Source organism: Nocardia concava NBRC 100430 (genome assembly GCF_000308815.1).
Classification (GTDB): Bacteria; Actinomycetota; Actinomycetes; order Mycobacteriales; family Mycobacteriaceae; genus Nocardia; species Nocardia concava.
This window is the reverse complement of record NZ_BAFX01000120.1, coordinates 39,891-55,937: the sequence shown is the minus strand read 5'-3', so window position 1 is coordinate 55,937 and position 16,047 is coordinate 39,891. Positions and strand designations below refer to the sequence as shown.

12 protein-coding genes are annotated in these 16,047 nt (G+C 67.6%); 8 read left to right on the top strand and 4 right to left on the bottom strand.

Annotated features, from left to right (window positions below):
* The first annotated feature begins 49 nt into the window (after nucleotides 1–49).
* The 4 genes from ON43_RS42830 (at nucleotide 50) to ON43_RS27905 (ending at nucleotide 7,198) form a co-directional block, all read left to right on the top strand.
* Nucleotides 50–4,087 carry an ATP-binding protein gene (locus ON43_RS42830; protein WP_051179360.1) on the top strand — a complete coding sequence of 1,346 codons (4,038 nt, stop codon included), beginning with the start codon at nucleotides 50–52 and terminating at the stop codon, nucleotides 4,085–4,087.
* Between the two features lie 120 nt (nucleotides 4,088–4,207).
* On the top strand, nucleotides 4,208–4,864 hold the full coding sequence (locus ON43_RS27915) for a CHAP domain-containing protein (protein ID WP_040812211.1): 657 nt from the start codon (nucleotides 4,208–4,210) through the stop codon (nucleotides 4,862–4,864).
* A gap of 157 nt (nucleotides 4,865–5,021) precedes the next feature.
* A complete protein-coding gene (locus tag ON43_RS27910) occupies nucleotides 5,022–6,239 on the top strand; it encodes a hypothetical protein (protein WP_040812209.1) in 1,218 nt (405 codons plus the stop codon).
* Nucleotides 6,240–6,469: 230 nt separating this feature from the next.
* Nucleotides 6,470–7,198, top strand: coding sequence for a DUF1906 domain-containing protein (locus tag ON43_RS27905; protein WP_040812266.1), 729 nt, complete (start codon nucleotides 6,470–6,472; stop codon nucleotides 7,196–7,198).
* A gap of 70 nt (nucleotides 7,199–7,268) precedes the next feature.
* On the opposite strand, the gene ON43_RS27900 is transcribed toward ON43_RS27905, so the two are convergent.
* Both ON43_RS27900 and ON43_RS27895 read right to left on the bottom strand, forming a co-directional pair.
* On the bottom strand, nucleotides 7,269–7,631 hold the full coding sequence (locus tag ON43_RS27900; RefSeq protein ID WP_040812208.1) for a hypothetical protein: 363 nt from the start codon (nucleotides 7,629–7,631) through the stop codon (nucleotides 7,269–7,271).
* An 84-nt stretch (nucleotides 7,632–7,715) separates the two neighbouring features.
* On the bottom strand, nucleotides 7,716–8,468 hold the full coding sequence (locus ON43_RS27895) for an Rv1157c family protein (RefSeq protein WP_245568780.1): 753 nt from the start codon (nucleotides 8,466–8,468) through the stop codon (nucleotides 7,716–7,718).
* 350 nt (nucleotides 8,469–8,818) lie between these two features.
* Here ON43_RS27895 and ON43_RS27890 point away from each other — a divergent pair, with 350 nt between their 5' ends.
* The 3 genes from ON43_RS27890 to ON43_RS27880 all read left to right on the top strand — a co-directional run bounded on the left by ON43_RS27890 (nucleotide 8,819) and on the right by ON43_RS27880 (nucleotide 13,417).
* Entirely contained in the window at nucleotides 8,819–10,057 is a 1,239-nt protein-coding gene (locus ON43_RS27890) for a mannosyltransferase (RefSeq protein WP_040812204.1), read from the top strand.
* A gap of 161 nt (nucleotides 10,058–10,218) precedes the next feature.
* Nucleotides 10,219–11,472, top strand: coding sequence for an acyltransferase family protein (locus tag ON43_RS27885; protein ID WP_157514216.1), 1,254 nt, complete (start codon nucleotides 10,219–10,221; stop codon nucleotides 11,470–11,472).
* A gap of 355 nt (nucleotides 11,473–11,827) precedes the next feature.
* Nucleotides 11,828–13,417: an ArnT family glycosyltransferase gene (locus tag ON43_RS27880; RefSeq protein ID WP_051179358.1), complete on the top strand. Its 1,590-nt coding sequence runs from the start codon at nucleotides 11,828–11,830 to the stop codon at nucleotides 13,415–13,417.
* Between the two features lie 49 nt (nucleotides 13,418–13,466).
* Here ON43_RS27880 and ON43_RS27875 read toward each other — a convergent pair whose 3' ends face one another.
* Nucleotides 13,467–13,760, bottom strand: a complete 294-nt coding sequence (locus ON43_RS27875) for a 4a-hydroxytetrahydrobiopterin dehydratase (protein WP_040812201.1) — start codon at nucleotides 13,758–13,760, stop codon at nucleotides 13,467–13,469.
* Between the two features lie 20 nt (nucleotides 13,761–13,780).
* Nucleotides 13,781–13,957 carry a hypothetical protein gene (locus tag ON43_RS45630; RefSeq protein WP_086008037.1) on the bottom strand — a complete coding sequence of 59 codons (177 nt, stop codon included), beginning with the start codon at nucleotides 13,955–13,957 and terminating at the stop codon, nucleotides 13,781–13,783.
* Nucleotides 13,958–14,125: 168 nt separating this feature from the next.
* Between ON43_RS45630 and typA the strand changes: the two genes are divergently transcribed.
* A complete protein-coding gene (typA, locus tag ON43_RS27870; protein ID WP_040812199.1) occupies nucleotides 14,126–16,021 on the top strand; it encodes a translational GTPase TypA in 1,896 nt (631 codons plus the stop codon).
* Nucleotides 16,022–16,047 lie beyond the last annotated feature (26 nt).

The window sequence follows — 16,047 nt, the reverse complement described above, 5'->3', positions numbered from 1 at the left end:
CACTCTGTTTGGTTTTATTCGAAGTTGGGTACGGGGGTCGCGCGGCGACATGGCGCTCATACGCATCGGGGTGCTGGGTCCACTGCACATCAGCATCGATGGTTCACGGGTGCCTCCGGGCGCGCCCATGCAGTGCGCGGTGCTGGGACGGCTGGTCGCGGCCGGTGGCCGGGTGGTGCCCACCGAACGGCTCATCGACGATCTCTGGCACGGCGACCCGCCCGCCAAAGCCGTTGCCGCGCTACAGGTCTACATCCACAACCTGCGGCGGGTCTTCGAACCCGACCGGCCGCGGCGCGCGCACTCCCGGGTCATCGTGTCCGAATCCCACGGTTATGCGTTGAATCTCGAGCCGTCCCAAGTGGATTCCTGGCACTTCGAACAGCTGCTGCACGGCCACGAGGCCGCCATGCGCGACCCGGCGGGACGGCCCGACCCGCTCGAACAGGTGCGGGTACTGGACGCCGCGCTGGCCTGCTGGCACGGCGCGGCCTTCGAATCGTTTCCCGGAATGCCCTGGGCGGCACAGGAAACCGCCCGCCTGCTGGCCCTGCGCCTGACCGCGGCCGAACTGCGGGCCCAGGCGGCGCTGGAGCTGAACCGGCCCGCCGAGGTGGTGCTGGCGCTGCGGCCCATTCTCGAGGAGCATCCGGGACGCGAGGAGTGCGCGCGGCTGCTGGCCATCGCGCAGTACCGACTGGGACAGTCACTGGACGCGCTCGCCACCGTGCGCCGCAGCCGCGAATTCCTGACCCTGGAATTCGGCGTGGATCCCGGTCCGGGACTGCGGGATCTGGAAACCGCCATCCTCACGCACTCGGTGGACACCGAGACCGTGACCCCGCCCGCGCCCGTCAAACCCGTCGAGCCGGAACCCCGTCCGGATCCGGAACCGTTGCCGGACACCGGATACGCGCCCCAGCGCGCCGCCGTCCTGGCCGCCGCCGATACCGCCGCGGCCGGGCAGGTCCGGCTGGTGTGGCTCTCCGGTGAGGCCGGCGCCGGGAAGACCACCCTCGCCACCACCGTCACCCAGCACCTGGGCGACCGCGGCTGGACCACCGTCTTCGGCCGCTGCCCCGAGGTCGAATCCGCGCCGCCCGCCTGGGCCTGGGCCGAGGTGCTCACCGGCCTCGACGCCGCCGACCCCGAAACCTTCACCGCCGCCGACGCTTTCACCCTGGCCCGGCGCGTGGTCCGGTCCTGCCGGGAACGCTCGGCCGGCACGCCCATCGCCATCGTGCTCGAGGATGTGCACGGCGCGGACACCGCCACCCTGCAGGTGCTGCGGCAGGTTGTGAACTGGCTGCGCGACCGCCCCATCCTCATCGTCGCCACCCTGCGCGGCACCGAGGCGGGCACCGGCGTCCGCGACACCGCCGCCGCCCTGGCGCTTTTCACCGCCGACCGCATCGACCTCGACGGCCTGGACATGGCCGGCACCCGCCGCGCCGCGGCCGCCGCCGGACTTACCGAGCTCGACGACCGCACCATCGAACTGCTGCGCCGCCGCACCGGCGGCAACCCGCTGTTCGTGCGCGAACTCGCCAAACTCGTTGCCACCCAGGGCACCACCGACGCCCTGCCCAACAGCGTCCGCGACCTGCTCGGCCGCCGCATCGCCCAACTCCCGCCGGATGTGGTGGATCTGCTGCGCCACCTCTCGGTCTGGGGCGAGGACAGCGATATGACCACCCTCGCCGCCTCCGTCGACCGCCCCACCGACACCGTCATCGACCTGATCGCGACGGCCGAATCGGCCCGCCTGCTCCGCACCGACCGCGCCGGCCGCATCATCTTCGACCACGCCCTGGTCCGCGAAACCGTCTACTACGACCTGCCCACCCTGCGGCGCACCCGAATGCACTGGGCCGCCTTCGAATACCTGCGCCGCGACCCCGGCCCGGCGCCCGCCGCGCCGAGCGCCACGGGCGAGCCGACCGCATCGGGCACGACAGGAGCGCACTCCACCCCGGTCACGACCGGAGCGGAGGGCGCGACCGCCCGCGCCGACCGGCGCGGCGCCGACCGTACTCGGGCGGAAGACGCTCCGGGCGCCGGGAATCGGGTACTGGCGGCACTTTGGGGAGCGGACCACCTGGTCGCAGCGCTGCTCGGCGCACCCCGGCAGCGGGCCGCTCGCCGCGACGAACGGGCGCTGTCCGCCCTCCGGGGCGCCGACGAGGTGGTGGCGGCCAGACCCGCTGAAATGGCCACGGACACAGCCGTTTCCGAACCCGCCGCCGTGACCGGCCCCCCGGTGAATTCCGATCCAGGACACGACGACGACGCGGCAGGTGTTCGGCACGCCCCCGCGACTTCCGGGCCCGACCTGAGCGAAAGCGACACGGCGAGCGACTCGGCCCCGGAAGTGCCGGATTCCGCGTCTCCCAGCGGAAGTGTGCGGGCACAGCAAGCCGAAGAGCCCATCGCGAATCCGGACACGGCCGGCGACCCGCCCGCGCGCGAGCCTTCACCCCTCCCGTGGAACCGCGCCCGGGACGAGGTCCGGGTTCCGCGAGGGCGCGATATCGACGCGCTGGCGCATCACGCGGCACTGGGCGCGACCGTCGAAACCGCCACGGTGGCACTGCCTTACGTGCGCGCCGCGGCCCGGCGGTGCGTGGAGCGGCGCATGCGGGCCGATGCGGTGCGGCGCTGGCGATCGGTGCTGGCGTTGCACGATCTGGCCGGGCACGCCGGTCCCGCCGCGTCGTTCGCGGAGCGTCTGGCCGTGCTCGAGGCACGGTGTGAGCTGGTGGTGGCGCTGGCCTACGACGGGCAGCACATCGCGGCGCGGGCGGCCCGTGAACAGGCCCTGGACCTGGCCGAATCCTTGGGCGGGACAGCCGGATTCGGCGGGGATGGCGCTGCGCGCACCGCATCGGCCGGTGGGCGGGCGCTGCTCGCGCACGCCGCGACCTGCTGGCCGACGCCGCTGATCTGGTCCGTGCACGATTGGCATACGCCGGATCCGCGGCTGCGGGAGCCCTTGCGGATCGCGTCGGCCGATCTGGATCTGCCGATGCGAACACGGATCCTGTTGCAGGTCACCGCCGTCTTCGATCGGGCCGTCGAGGATCCGTCGACCGCCCGGATCATGGCCGCGGCCGCGATGGTGATGGCCGAGCGGCTCGGCGACCCGGATCTGGTGTGCACGGTCATCAACGCGCAGGCGTTCGCGGCCTTCGCCGCCGGTGGATTCCTGCGCGCCCACGACCTGAAAAGGCATGCGACGCAACTACTCCGGATCTCGACCGAGGAGCAGCTCACCGAATTCCGGGCGCTCGCGCACTATCTGCTGTTCCGGGCCTGCCTGGCCGACGCCGACCTGACGGCGGCCGCCGACCACGCCCGCAAGGCCAGCGAATACGCCACCGACGGCCAGCTGCGGCACCTGCTCGACGCCATCGCCCCGTTCGGCATGGTGCTGGAGTTGTTGCGCGGCAACACCGATGAGGTGCTGCGCCTGCTCGCCGAGGGCTACGCCGATCTCGACGATCTGGTGGCGCATTCCGGTGAGGGCGCGGCCGAACCGACCCGCGACCCGAACGCGCTGCACATCGGCATCGCGGTCTCCATTGGCTGGCTGCGCAACGACATGTCGGAGTACCTGGAGGAGCTGCGCGAGCGCGCCGCCCTCAAACCCGAACTGTTCATTCACGGTTACGCGCTGGCGCTGGTGCACGCCGGCCGCCCGGAGGAGGCCCGCCGGGTGCTGGCCACCATGCCGGTGCCCGCGCCGCAGTTCTGGTCCACCTTCACCGCGGTCAAGGCGCGCCTGGCTATCGCCTTCGGGGATCCGGAAGCCGCGCTGGCGGTCTACCGGCAACTGCTGCCCTACTCCGGCACCATCTGCGGACTCGAGACCGGCGCCACGGTGTTCGGGCCCATGGACTACATCCTCGCCGAGCTGGCCACCTACCTCGGCGACCACCAGGAGGCGGCCAACCATCACGCCGCCGCGGAGCAGTTGCAGGCCCGATTGCAGTCCGATCTGGTCGAACTCGCGCCCCCGGGTGTGGGTCTCATGCAGGCCAGCCGCCTGGGCCCGATGGGCCGCAGCCGCCTGGTGCGCCGTTCGTGACGAACCCGGTGCGCCGTTCGTGAAGAAATTGTGGAGATCCGCGGCGGCCGGAACTCTCTGATCTCGGGCTGCGTCCTACCTGATAGAGCCGATGGACGGCCGGAACGGGGAGGACGAGCAATGACAGTCGAGCTGGAGCGCAGACCACGCACCCGTCGCCGCTGGCTGGTGGTGAGCACCGTTGCGCTGGTGGTGATTTCGGCGCTGAGCGTCGGGGGAGTGCTCGGCGTGCGGTACTGGCAGCAGCACCGGCACGAGGTGCCCTACGGTCCGCGCGAGATGGACGGCCGTCTGCTGCACGCCTTTCCGGACGTGGACACCACGGGATTGAGCGCTGATCAGGCGAAAGTGGTGGAGATCCTGCGGCAGCAATTCGACGAACAGTCCGGTCGCGACAAATACTCCGAGGGCATTGCCGAACCGTGGTGCGCCGACTTCGTCAGCTGGGTGATGCGCGCGGCCGGACAACCTTTGAGCAATCCGAATTCGGGCACCTGGCGCATTCCTGGCGTCTACACCCTGGAGGAGTACTACCGGGGACAACATCGTTTCGAGCAGGCCAACAACGGATATCAACCGCGGGTCGGTGACGTGGTGATGTACTCGGATTCCAGTGTGTTCACCCAGCACACGAATATTGTTATTGCCGTAGATTCCGATACCATCACCACGGTAGGTGGCAATGAAGCCGGGGAATCCGGTGGTGTGGCCATCCACAAATTCCGCCCATCCGGCACATCGGGGCTGGTCGGATTCGGGCGATTGGGAACACGCTGATTCCACATTCTGGAAACACGCGGGGCGGGGTGTACTCCTGAGCGCACCTTCCGCTTACGATGGGTTTCGGCGGCGCCCGGCAGCGTCGTCGATCGATCCCTGTCCTGCTGCCCCCTCATCGGCAGGACAGGGGTCCCCGCCCGACGAAAGAAGCTGGATGACGTCGTCCGACCAACCCTCCTGGATCGATTACGCCGAATTCGGCGAACGTTTCGTGGCGGCGGCGGTGACGGAATCCCGGATCGAATCCGCGGTCTCCAGTGTGGCCGGGCGGGGGATGACCATCGGCCCCTTCGGAATCGGTCCTGCCGGACTCGCCCGGTTCGTCGCCAAGGGCAGCATCGGCAAACCCACCGTCATCCGGCGCGGGCCGCACGTGCATTTCGACGTCATGCTCCCGGTGAAACTGCGGGTCGACGTCACCCTGGGCGGGCAGCGGCTGCGGCTGGAGGCGGTCGTCGAGATCGACCTCACCATGCACGCCCGCACCGCCGACCCGCTGCTCATCGTCATCGATATTCCCCCGGTCACCGGCCGCGACGTCAGCTTCGTCATGCGCGCCCAAGCCATCGGCACGGCGTGGGAACTGCTGCTCAACCCGATCGCGCAGCTGGTGCAGCGCGAGGTCGCCAACCGCATCAACGGCATTCTGGCCGACCCGGATTCGCAGCGCGGGCGCACCTTCGACGTCGAGGCCATCCTCAACAAGACCAACTCGCCCTATCGCGGGCGGCCCACCCACGACTGGATCGGCTACGACGAGTTCGGCCGCCGCTTCTTCTCCCGCATCGTCACCGTGGAGCGGGTGCAGGAGGTCGTGGAATCCATGGCCGGTAAGCCCATCGAGGTCGGGCCCATGCGCACCGGACCCGGCAACAAGGCCGAGGTCTGGGTGCAGGGCAGCGTGCGGCTGCCCAAGGTGGCCGAGGCCGGGTCGGTCACGACGGCGCCCCCGCCGGAGCCGCGGATCGCCGAATTGCCGAAGGCCGCGGCCGAATCCGCGGAAGCGGCGGCCGGGAACCACGCCCACGATCCCGCCCTGGTGCGTTTCGATCTCACCATTCCGGTGAGCCTGGACATCTCCGTGGACGTGCTGAAGACCAACCGCTACAAGGCCGAGGTGCAGGTGCCGGTGGCGTTGACCGCGCGCGCCGCGGAACCGTTGCTGATCGTCATCGACGCGGTGCCGCCGCGGGCCGGGGACATCGACCTGGACATGACGGCCGAGGGCTGGCGGGCCGCCGCGCTCGGCAAGATCGCGGGCATGCGCAAGCAGATCGCGGCCCAGGTGGCCAATGTGGTGCGCACCGAGGTGGCCGACGTGTCGCGCCGGACCATCGATGTCGGCGCGCGGCTGGACTCCACACGCGTCTGATAGCTGCAGCTTTGCTCTCTCCCGGCTAGCGCCCGGTTTCGCCTGCATGTGACATATGGTGCCGCTGTGCCCGATGAGTCTGGCGATTCCAATGTGAATATGGTGAAATGAGGGCACGTTCAGGGCTCCCGGCGCACGGATGATCTTGTTGTTCATCGGGGAAGGTGCGCCGGGTACGCCGCTTTTTGTTCGACATGTTCGACCAGTGAGTGTGCGCGAAGGAGCCCGAGATGCGTTCTGCCCATGTCAATCGACGGAACTTCCTATCCGGCGCAACGGTTCTCGCCGCCGGGATCACCGCCGGACTGGCCCTCCCGCCCGCTGCCGCCCGGGCGAAGAAGCAGGCGATCGGCACGCTGCTCGATTACGCGGGCGGCGTCCCCTCACCCCAATCCATCAGCGACGACGGCCATATCGGCGTCATCCGCTACGTCTCGGACCGGCGACCCGGTGCGGAATGGATGGCGGGCAAACCCCTGCTCGCCCGCGAGGTCGACGCCCTGCGCGCCGTGGGCCTGTCCGTGGTCTCCTGCTACCAGTTCGGCAAGGGGCCGACCGCGGACTGGCGCGGCGGCTACGAGGCCGGATTGCGGCACGCCGCACGGGGTTTGGTGCTGCACAAGTCCGCGGGCGGGCCCGACGGCGCACCCATCTACGCCTCGATCGACGACAATCCGGACGACGAAGAGTTCGAGAAGATGATCGACCCGTACCTGCGCGGCTGGGAGACGGTCATCGGACGCGAACGTCTAGGCGTCTACGCGAACTCACCGACCATCGACAACATCAGCGACGCGGGCCTGGGTTCGTACTTCTGGCAACACAATTGGGGCACCCCGAAGGGCTACGTCCACCCCGGCGCCCACCTCCACCAGTTCGAGATCGACAAGCGCGAGGTGGGCGGCATCTCCGTGGACGTCAACAATGTGCTGGCCGCGCAATACGGCCAGTGGTGGTAAATCCCCACTCTCGAAGCTCTCGTGCCCCGCTGCTTTCAGCAGCGGGGCACGATGATGAAAAGACAAGGGGTTAGGTCTGGCAGTGGCAGGTCGGGTCGAGAGCCAGATCGGGTTCCTCCGGAACCACGCGCAGCGTGAAGTGACGGTCGGTTTCGTCTTCGTCGCCCCGGCTGAAGCTCTGACGATCTCCTGCCCAGGAGAACAGCGACCAGCGCGACAGGCCCGAGAAGGCTGACCCCAGGCTGCCGAACGAGGCCGAGGAAATGATGGAGCCGAACGAGCCCACCGACCCGATCGACAGCACCGAGCCCACGCTGCCGATCGACAGGATCGAATAGGCCGAGCCGATCGACAGGATCGATCCCTCCGAGCGAATCGAGAGGATCGATCGGCGCGAATGCAGTCCCCGCACAGGGTGAGTCACAGCGGCCATGTCCTTCGGTCTACCACAGGACACCCGAATGACGAAGGACTCCCCGGAATACCGGGGAGTCCTTCGTTTTCGGCTGGTGATCGCTTACGCGACGGTGAAGAAGCCGATGGTCGGCAGGAAGTTGCAGGTGATCGGCTGCGACTCCGGATCGGCCTGGGTGGTCAGCGAACCCGAGACGACGGCGACCACGCGGCCGCCACCGGTGTTGGCGATGGCCGAGAGGGTGGCCGGGCCGTCGGGGTTGATGTGCTGCTCGTTGGTCAGGTTCATGACGCCGCTGGCGCGGGTGTCCAGGTTCAGCCACTGCACCGTCATCGGGGTCGGCTGCACATCGGTGGGCTGCTTGGTGCCCAGCGCGGTGAACACGAAACCGGCCTGGCCCTGCGCGGGTCCGGGCGGGGGCAGCTGCGCCGGGCCGGGGACGGCCAGCGCGGTGCCCACCGAGTCGGCGGAGGAGGAGATGCAGCCCTTGCCGATGGTCGGCCACAGGAACTGGGCGATGACCGGGCCGTCCTTCGGGATGTCCGGGCCGCCACCGCCGCTGCCGTCGAGGAAGGTGATGACCGCGAGCAGGGTGGTCTTCACCTGGGCGGGCAGGTTGCTGCTCTCGAGCAGCTGCTTGGCCTGGGCCAGAATGGCGTTCTTCGGGCCGGCGTCGGCGATATCGGCGGGACCGGTCGCGGCGCCGATGATGGCGGGGACCAGCGACGCCAGCGCGTCGACCGGAACACCTTCGGGGATCATCGGAATGGACGAGACATTCTGTACCGGTGCGGGCTTCGCGTAGGCCGTCGGCACGGCGACGGTGGCGCAGGCCGCCAGGGCCAGCGCGGACATTGCGAACCGCGATCCTCGGGTGCGAAGCACTGGTGTAGCCGTCCTTACCTTCAGGGACCATCTAGCGGCGATGGAGCCATCGCTCCGCGCCACTCTAGGTACCGGGCTGCCAAGTTGTACAGCCACGGCGCGATCTTGGCGAACTAGATCAGCTGACGCTATCGAACGAGCGACCAGAAAGCGTGTTACAGATGGGGTCAGTGATGCAAATGTTACAGCGAGGGGTCCGCGATGGGCGGCATATTCGGCGGTGCGACTAGGCTTGTCGAGGCCGTTGGCCACCTGTGTGACCCGCCGAGCTGAAAGACCGTGCCGTGCAATCGACACGTCCTGAGAATCAGACACAGCCTGTGAATCGACATCGCACTGCCAACAAACACTGGCGTATGGCCGCCGCGGCACTGGGCATTTCGGTGCTGGCGCGTCTGGCGTGGGTTCTATTGCTGCCCAACGGCATGAACTTCGTGGACCTGCACGTCTACGTCGACGGATCGGCGAACTTCGGCAGCGGCCACCTCTACGACTACACCGATTCCAGCAAGACGCCGGACTTCCCGCTGCCCTTCACCTATCCGCCCTTCGCGGCCATGGTCTTCTATCCGCTGCACTTCCTGCCGTTCTCGGTGGTGGCCATCGGCTGGCTGCTGGCCACGGTGGCGGCGCTGTTCGGCGTGGTGTGGCTGGCGTTCGAGATGCTCGTGGGCAAAGAGGCCATGCGCGAACCGAAGTGGCGCACGGCCGCGGTGGCCTGGACCGCGATCGGCATGTGGCTCGAGCCGGTGCGGTCGACCTTCGACTACGGCCAGGTCAATGTCTTCCTCGTACTGCTGGCCATGATCGCGGTGCGCAGCGCCACCTGGTGGATCTCGGGCACGCTGGTCGGCATCGCGGCGGGCATCAAGCTGACCCCCGCTGTCACCGGCCTGTACTTCGCGGCCCGCAAGCGCTGGCTCACCGCGATCTGGTCCGCGGTCGTGTTCTTCGGAACCATCGGCCTGACCTACCTGATCACGCCGGGGGAGACCAACAAGTACTTCCGGGAGCTGCTCGGCGACGCCCACCGCATCGGACCGGTCGGTTCCGCGACCAATCAGTCCCTGCGCGGCGCGCTCAGCCGCCTGGTCGGCCACGATGTGGTGTCCGGCCCGCTGTGGATCGCCGCCGCGCTGGTCACGGCCGTGCTCGCCTTCTTCGCCTGGCGCGCACTGGCTTCCGACGACCGCCTCGGCACCCTGATCATCGTGCAGCTGTTCGGGCTCATGGTCTCGCCGATCTCCTGGTCCCACCACTGGATCTGGCTGCTCCCCGTGATCCTGTGGCTGCTCTACGGTCCACTGCGGCAGGCCGCGGGGGCCCGGGTGATGGCCGGCTTCTGGCTGACGGTGACGCTCATCGGAGTGCCCTGGGTACTGGGCTTCTTCCAGGACTCGATCTGGACCATCTCCCGCCCGGGCATCCTGTCCTGGCTGGGCGCGGTGGACGGGCTCGGCGTGCTGGCGCTGTTCGCCTGGATCATCGTGAGCAAGAACCGTGCGGTCGAGGATGCGAGGGCCGCGGACCGAGCCGGATCGATTCGGCAGCACCCGTAGATTCGGTCCGCCGTTTCCCGCGTGCCCGTCGAGTTCCCGCGTGCCCGTCGAGTCTGTCGCGAGTGTTGCTGGGGCTCAGCGCAATCTGCTACAAATCTCAGCGGGGCGCCGCCATAGCGGTTGTTTGACAAATGCTTTAGAAGGCTGTGGCGGTATCTTTCGTGACTGTTGATCGTGTTGTGGCGGCTACGAGTGCGCCGGTAGAAGGAACAGTTCGCAGTCGGGGTGGCCGTTTCGAGTTTCTCGATGCGCTTCGCGGTCTGGCGGCCTTGGCGGTTGTGATTCAACACTGTTCGGAACGTCTCTTCCCCGCTTATTTCCGCTTCTCGCAAGCCCATTTCGGACTGGGCGAGTTCGGTGTCTTCGTCTTCTTCCTAGTCAGTGGCTACATCATCCCCGCGTCGCTGGAGCGCGGGCGATCGCTGGGCGCGTTCTGGGTGGGCCGGTTTTTCCGGCTGTACCCGTTGTACTGGGCCTGCCTGATCGCGGCGCTGATCCTGCACGCGTTCGGCCAGTTCGGCCTGCGGGCGGAGTTTCTGGCGCACCCCGTGCGCGAGTTCCTGTCGAACCTCACCATGGTGCATTTCTTCATCGGCGGCCCGGACATCCAGATAATCGGCGCTTCCTGGTCGCTGTCCTATGAACTCGCGTTCTACCTATTTCTGTCGCTGCTGCTGATCGCCGGGCTCAACCGGCGGTCCGGGCCCCTGGCGGTCCTTGCGATCAGTTTGATCGTGCCGGGGGCGTTGCTGCCGGCCGCGATGCTCAGCGGCTCCGGGGCGAACGTCGTCACGCGCTCGGCGGTGGTGGTCGTGACGATCCTGATCGCGGTGGTGTTCGCCCGCTTGGCGTCGGACCGGCGCTCGGCCATCGTCGCGATCCTGCTCGCATTCCTCACCGTCCCCCTGGTTCTCAACCAGCCCGGGCCGTCGGCGTTGACCTTCGGCTACTTCGCCACCATGTTCGTCGGCACGGTGCTCTATCGCGTGACGTCCGGCCAGATCGATGCGCGGCGCGGGTGGGCGGTGTTCGCATTCGCGATCTGCGTGATCTTCGGGATCAGTCTGCTCGTACCGTCTTTCCAGGACCCGATCACCGGTGTCTGGGTGACGTGGGTGAAGCAGCCCACCACCATCATCGCCGCCTACCTGTTCTTCGCGGGGGGACTGTGGCTGCGCCGCTTCTCCTTCCCGCGGCCCCTGCTGTTCCTGGGCCGAATCAGCTACTCGCTCTACCTCGTTCACGCCCTGATCCTCGACACTCCCCGCTGGACCTCGCCGGTCCTCGGCATCCCCGCGGCCTGGCTCACGTTGTGCACGTGGGTGATCGGTGCGGTGGCGATCGCGGCGGTGACCTACCGCTTGATCGAGAAGCCGTGCAACGATCTCGGTCATCGCCTGATCGCCAAGATGTAAACGGCGTAGAAACGGCCGTCGAATTGATAGTTTTATATAGTGATGTGCGGCACATTCGAATCCTCATAGCGCAAGCCCCCAATTCCATTGGCTCCGGCTAACAGCCTTCACATCACGGCGCATCCCTGAATGGGTCATCGAATCGGTCATCCAATCCGTCATCGCCGGTCTGCATTTGCGAACTCTGTTGTTAGGCATTACCGTTTCTGAAAACTGCATAACCGAGCAGGACCGCGAGCTCTTGCGCTCATCATGTTCGCTGCCGGGGAGGAATCAGTTCGTCAGCGAACAGATGCGGCGCCACCGCTGTGCGTGGCGCCGAACGCGTCTGTCGGGAAAGTAGCAGGGGCAGTTCATGACAGCGGTCGTTGCGGTTCATGCCGAACCGGACGTCATTCCGGATACCCACCCACCGTTCGCCTTCCGCGGCGTCGCGCTGATGTCGGCGATCTCCTTGATCGTGCTGACGGTGACCGCGGGCCGCTACGACTTCTTCGGCGACGAACTCTATTTCCTTTCCGCCGGACGGCGACTCGACTACACCTACGCGGATCAGGGCGTGATAGTGGCCCTGTTCGCCCACATCGCGGACCTGCTCGCGCCGGGATCGGTGACGGCGGTGCGGTTCCCGGCCGTCGTGATGAGCGTGCTCGCGATCGTGGTGTCGGCGCTGATCGCCTACGAACTCCGGGGCAGCCGCCGGGCGCAGCTGCTCGCCGCGGGCTGCTACGGCACCTCCTACCTGCTGGTGACCCAGTGCGCGCTGAGCACGTTCTCCTTCGACGCCACGCTCACGGCCGTGATCACCTGGTTGTTCATCCGCTGGGTGCGCACCCGCCAGGACCGGCTCATCATCGCGGCGGGACTGGTCGCCGCGCTGGACATGCAGGTGAAGTGGATGATCCCGCTGGTCTGGGCGTGCCTGGGGGCGGGCGTCCTGCTGTGCGGTCCCCGGGACATCTTCCGCCGCCCCGCGCTGTGGGTGGCCTCCGGCATCCTCGCCCTGTCCCTGGTCCCGATTCTGTACTGGCAGTCGCAGCACAACTGGCCGCAGCTGTCCATGGGCCCGATCATCGGCAAGGAGCAGGACGCCACGGGCTACGGTCCGCCCGGATTCTTCCCGCAGTGGCTCGGATTCGCCGGCTTCCTGGGCACGGTGCTGATGGCGATCGCGTTCTGGGCGGTGGTCAGGCAGGAGTCGCTGCGTCCGTATCGCTTCGTCGCGGTCGCGCTGCTGCTGATGACGCTGTTCGTCGTCGTCACGCACGGCCGGCCCTACTATCCGACCGGCTTCTTCCCCGCCATGTTCGCCATCGGGGCCGTCGCCTTCTCGCGGTATCCGCGCAAACGCTGGATGAACCTGGCGATGATTCCGCTGGCCGCACTCACGATGGTGACCTATATCGGCTCGCTCACCGTGCTGCCGCTGCCGCCCAGCTGGCGCACCCCCACGCAGAACGCGATCGACCTCGGTATCCGGTCGGCGTTCTGGGGCACCACCAATTGGGACCGGATGGTCGCGGCCGTCGACGCCGGTTATGAGCGGTTGACGCCCGAGGAGAAGGCGCATTCCGCCATCCTCACCCAGGGGTATTGGCAGGGTGGCGCGGTCGAGGAGTTCGGCGGGAAGTACGACCTGCCCGCCACCTACAGTCCGAGCCGGGGTTTCGGATTCTTCGGTCCGCCACCGGATTCGGTGACGACGGTGATCTTCGTCGGCCTGGATACCGCCGAACCCGATCTGCGATCGCATTTCACCGAGGTGGAACGCGTCGGGACGCTCGACGATCCGATCGGCATCCCCGGCATCGATCGCATGACCGCCGTCTGGAAGTGCAAGGGGCCGAAGCGGCCGTGGTCGATCGAATGGGATTCGATGACCACGCTGTACTTCGATCTCGGGCAATGGCACGACCCGCAGGCGCACACTCGGCCCACGCACTGACCGGGCGGCTCGGCTCTGCGCATGGAGTCTCAGCCCTGTGCGTGGAGTCTCAGCCCTGTGCGTGAAGTCGATCGATCTCGCGTGCGAGCGCCATGTCCAATGCGGTGAGGCCGACCGCCGAGTGCGTCGAGAGCGTGAAAGAGACTCGCCGCCAGCGGATATCGATGTCGGGATGGTGGTCGGCGGCCTCGGCCGCCAGGGCCACCCGGCGCACCAGTTCGATGCCGGCGAGGAACGAGGTGGCCTCGATGGTGCGGGTGATGGAGTCGCCGTCGCGGGTCCACTCGGGCAGTTCGGTGAGGGCCTTGGCGATGTCGTCGTCGGAGAGCAGCGCGGGCTTCATGTCTCCGGTCTACGCCGGTTTCACGCCGCGCGCGCGAGTTTGAGGCACTTCTTGAGTTCCTTGCCGCAGCAGCCCTGGGCCTCGGCCTTTTTCATGCGCATGATGACGACCGGGCACTTCACGCACCGTGTCTTCTTGCGGCAGCACTTCTTCTTCGGCTTGAGGCCGGAGACGTCCTTCGCCTTCACCTTGCCCATGTTGGTTAGCTTAACCTAACCTCAGCCCATTAAACGTGTGATTTCTTCGGCCCCGTAATATGTAGCTCGCCGCATGCCCGGTGGAGTTCGCCATGTCTCTTTGTAGGCAGCCCCACGCATGAGACCCATCCGGGTCGGCATCAGACTTTTCACCAGGAGGAATCAAACGTGTCGTCTGTCGAGTTCCGCAACGTCGCCATCGTGGCGCACGTCGACCACGGCAAGACAACACTGGTCGACGCCATGCTCCGGCAATCCGGTGCGTTCGCCGAACGCGCCGAACTCGTCGACCGAGTGATGGACTCCGGTGACCTCGAGCGCGAGAAGGGCATCACCATTCTCGCCAAGAACACCGCTGTTCACCGGCATAATGCCGACGGATCGGTCACCGTAATCAATGTCATCGACACCCCCGGCCACGCCGACTTCGGTGGTGAGGTCGAGCGCGGTCTGTCCATGGTGGACGGCGTCGTGCTGCTCGTCGACGCGTCCGAGGGTCCGCTGCCGCAGACCCGCTTCGTGCTGCGCAAGGCGCTCGCCGCCTCGCTGCCGGTGATCCTGGTGGTCAACAAGACCGACCGCCCGGACGCCCGCATCGAGGAGGTCGTCGAGGAGTCGCACGACCTGCTGCTGGACCTGGCCTCCGACCTCGACGACGAGGCCTCGGAAGCCGCCGAGCTGGCCCTCGACCTGCCGGTGCTCTACGCCTCCGGCCGCGCGGGCGTCGCGTCCACCAAGCGTCCCGACAACGGCCAGGTGCCCGACGCCGAGAACCTCGACGAGCTGTTCGAGGTCCTCATGAAGTACGTCCCGGCCCCCAAGGGCGACCCGAACGCCACCCTGCAGGCGCACGTCACCAACCTCGACGCGTCCCCGTTCCTGGGTCGTATCGGCCTGGTGCGCATCCACAACGGCACCCTGAAGAAGGGCCAGACCGTCGCGTGGATGAACGGCGACGGCGTCAAGAACGTCCGCATCACCGAGCTGCTCAAGACCGTCGGCGTCGAGCGTCAGCCCGGCGAGGAGGCCGTGGCCGGTGACATCGTCGCCGTCGCGGGCATCCCGGACATCATGATCGGCGACACCCTCGCCGACGTCGACAACCCGGTCGCGCTGCCGCGCATCACCGTCGACGAGCCCGCCATCTCGGTCACCATCGGCACCAACACCTCGCCGCTGGTCGGCCGGGTCTCGGGCCACAAGCTGACCGCCCGCATGGTGAAGTCGCGCCTGGACCAGGAGCTGGTCGGCAACGTGTCGCTGCGCGTGCTCGACATCGGCCGCCCGGACGCCTGGGAGGTGCAGGGCCGTGGTGAGCTGGCGCTGGCCATCCTGGTCGAGCAGATGCGCCGCGAGGGCTTCGAGCTGACCGTCGGCAAGCCGCAGGTGGTCACCAAGATCGTCGACGGCAAGACCCACGAGCCGTTCGAAGAGCTGACCATCGACTGCCCGGACGAGTACCTGGGTGCCGTCACCCAGCTGCTGGCCGCCCGCAAGGGCAAGATGGTCCAGATGAGCAACCACTCCGCCGGGTGGGTGCGCATGGAGTTCATCGTTCCCTCGCGTGGCCTGATCGGTTTCCGCACCGACTTCCTCACCGAGACCCGCGGCACCGGCATCGCCAACGCCGTGTTCGACGGTTACGCGCCGTGGGCCGGCGAGATCCGCGCCCGCCACACCGGTTCGCTGGTCTCCGACCGTGCCGGTTCGGTCACCCCGTTCGCCATGATCCAGCTGGCCGACCGCGGCCAGTTCTTCGTGGAGCCGGGCGCCGACACCTACGAGGGCCACGTGGTCGGCATCAACCCGCGTGCCGAGGACCTCGACATCAACGTCACCCGCGAGAAGAAGCTGACCAATATGCGGTCCGCCACCGGTGACGTGCTCGAGACCCTGGCCAAGCCGCTGCAGCTGGATCTCGAAGGCGCGATGGAGTTCTGCACCGACGACGAGTGCGTCGAGGTGACCCCGGAGATCGTGCGCGTGCGCAAGGTCACCCTGAACGCCAACGACCGCCAGCGCGAGATCTCCCGCCGCAAGGCCCGCGACCGGGCCGCTCAGTAAGGGAGAACCCAACTCTCGGGGACGCT

Bases quoted from the DNA above. Each gene is read 5' to 3' on its own strand.
- ON43_RS42830 (WP_051179360.1), top strand. From the start codon at position 50: ATGGCGCTCATACGCATCGGGGTGCTGGGTCCACTGCACATCAGCATC.
- ON43_RS27915 (WP_040812211.1), top strand. From the start codon at position 4,208: ATGACAGTCGAGCTGGAGCGCAGACCACGCACCCGTCGCCGCTGGCTG.
- ON43_RS27910 (WP_040812209.1), top strand. From the start codon at position 5,022: ATGACGTCGTCCGACCAACCCTCCTGGATCGATTACGCCGAATTCGGC.
- ON43_RS27905 (WP_040812266.1), top strand. From the start codon at position 6,470: ATGCGTTCTGCCCATGTCAATCGACGGAACTTCCTATCCGGCGCAACG.
- ON43_RS27900 (WP_040812208.1), bottom strand. From the start codon at position 7,631: ATGGCCGCTGTGACTCACCCTGTGCGGGGACTGCATTCGCGCCGATCG.
- ON43_RS27895 (WP_245568780.1), bottom strand. From the start codon at position 8,468: ATGTCCGCGCTGGCCCTGGCGGCCTGCGCCACCGTCGCCGTGCCGACG.
- ON43_RS27880 (WP_051179358.1), top strand. From the start codon at position 11,828: ATGACAGCGGTCGTTGCGGTTCATGCCGAACCGGACGTCATTCCGGAT.
- ON43_RS27875 (WP_040812201.1), bottom strand. From the start codon at position 13,760: ATGAAGCCCGCGCTGCTCTCCGACGACGACATCGCCAAGGCCCTCACC.
- ON43_RS45630 (WP_086008037.1), bottom strand. From the start codon at position 13,957: ATGGGCAAGGTGAAGGCGAAGGACGTCTCCGGCCTCAAGCCGAAGAAG.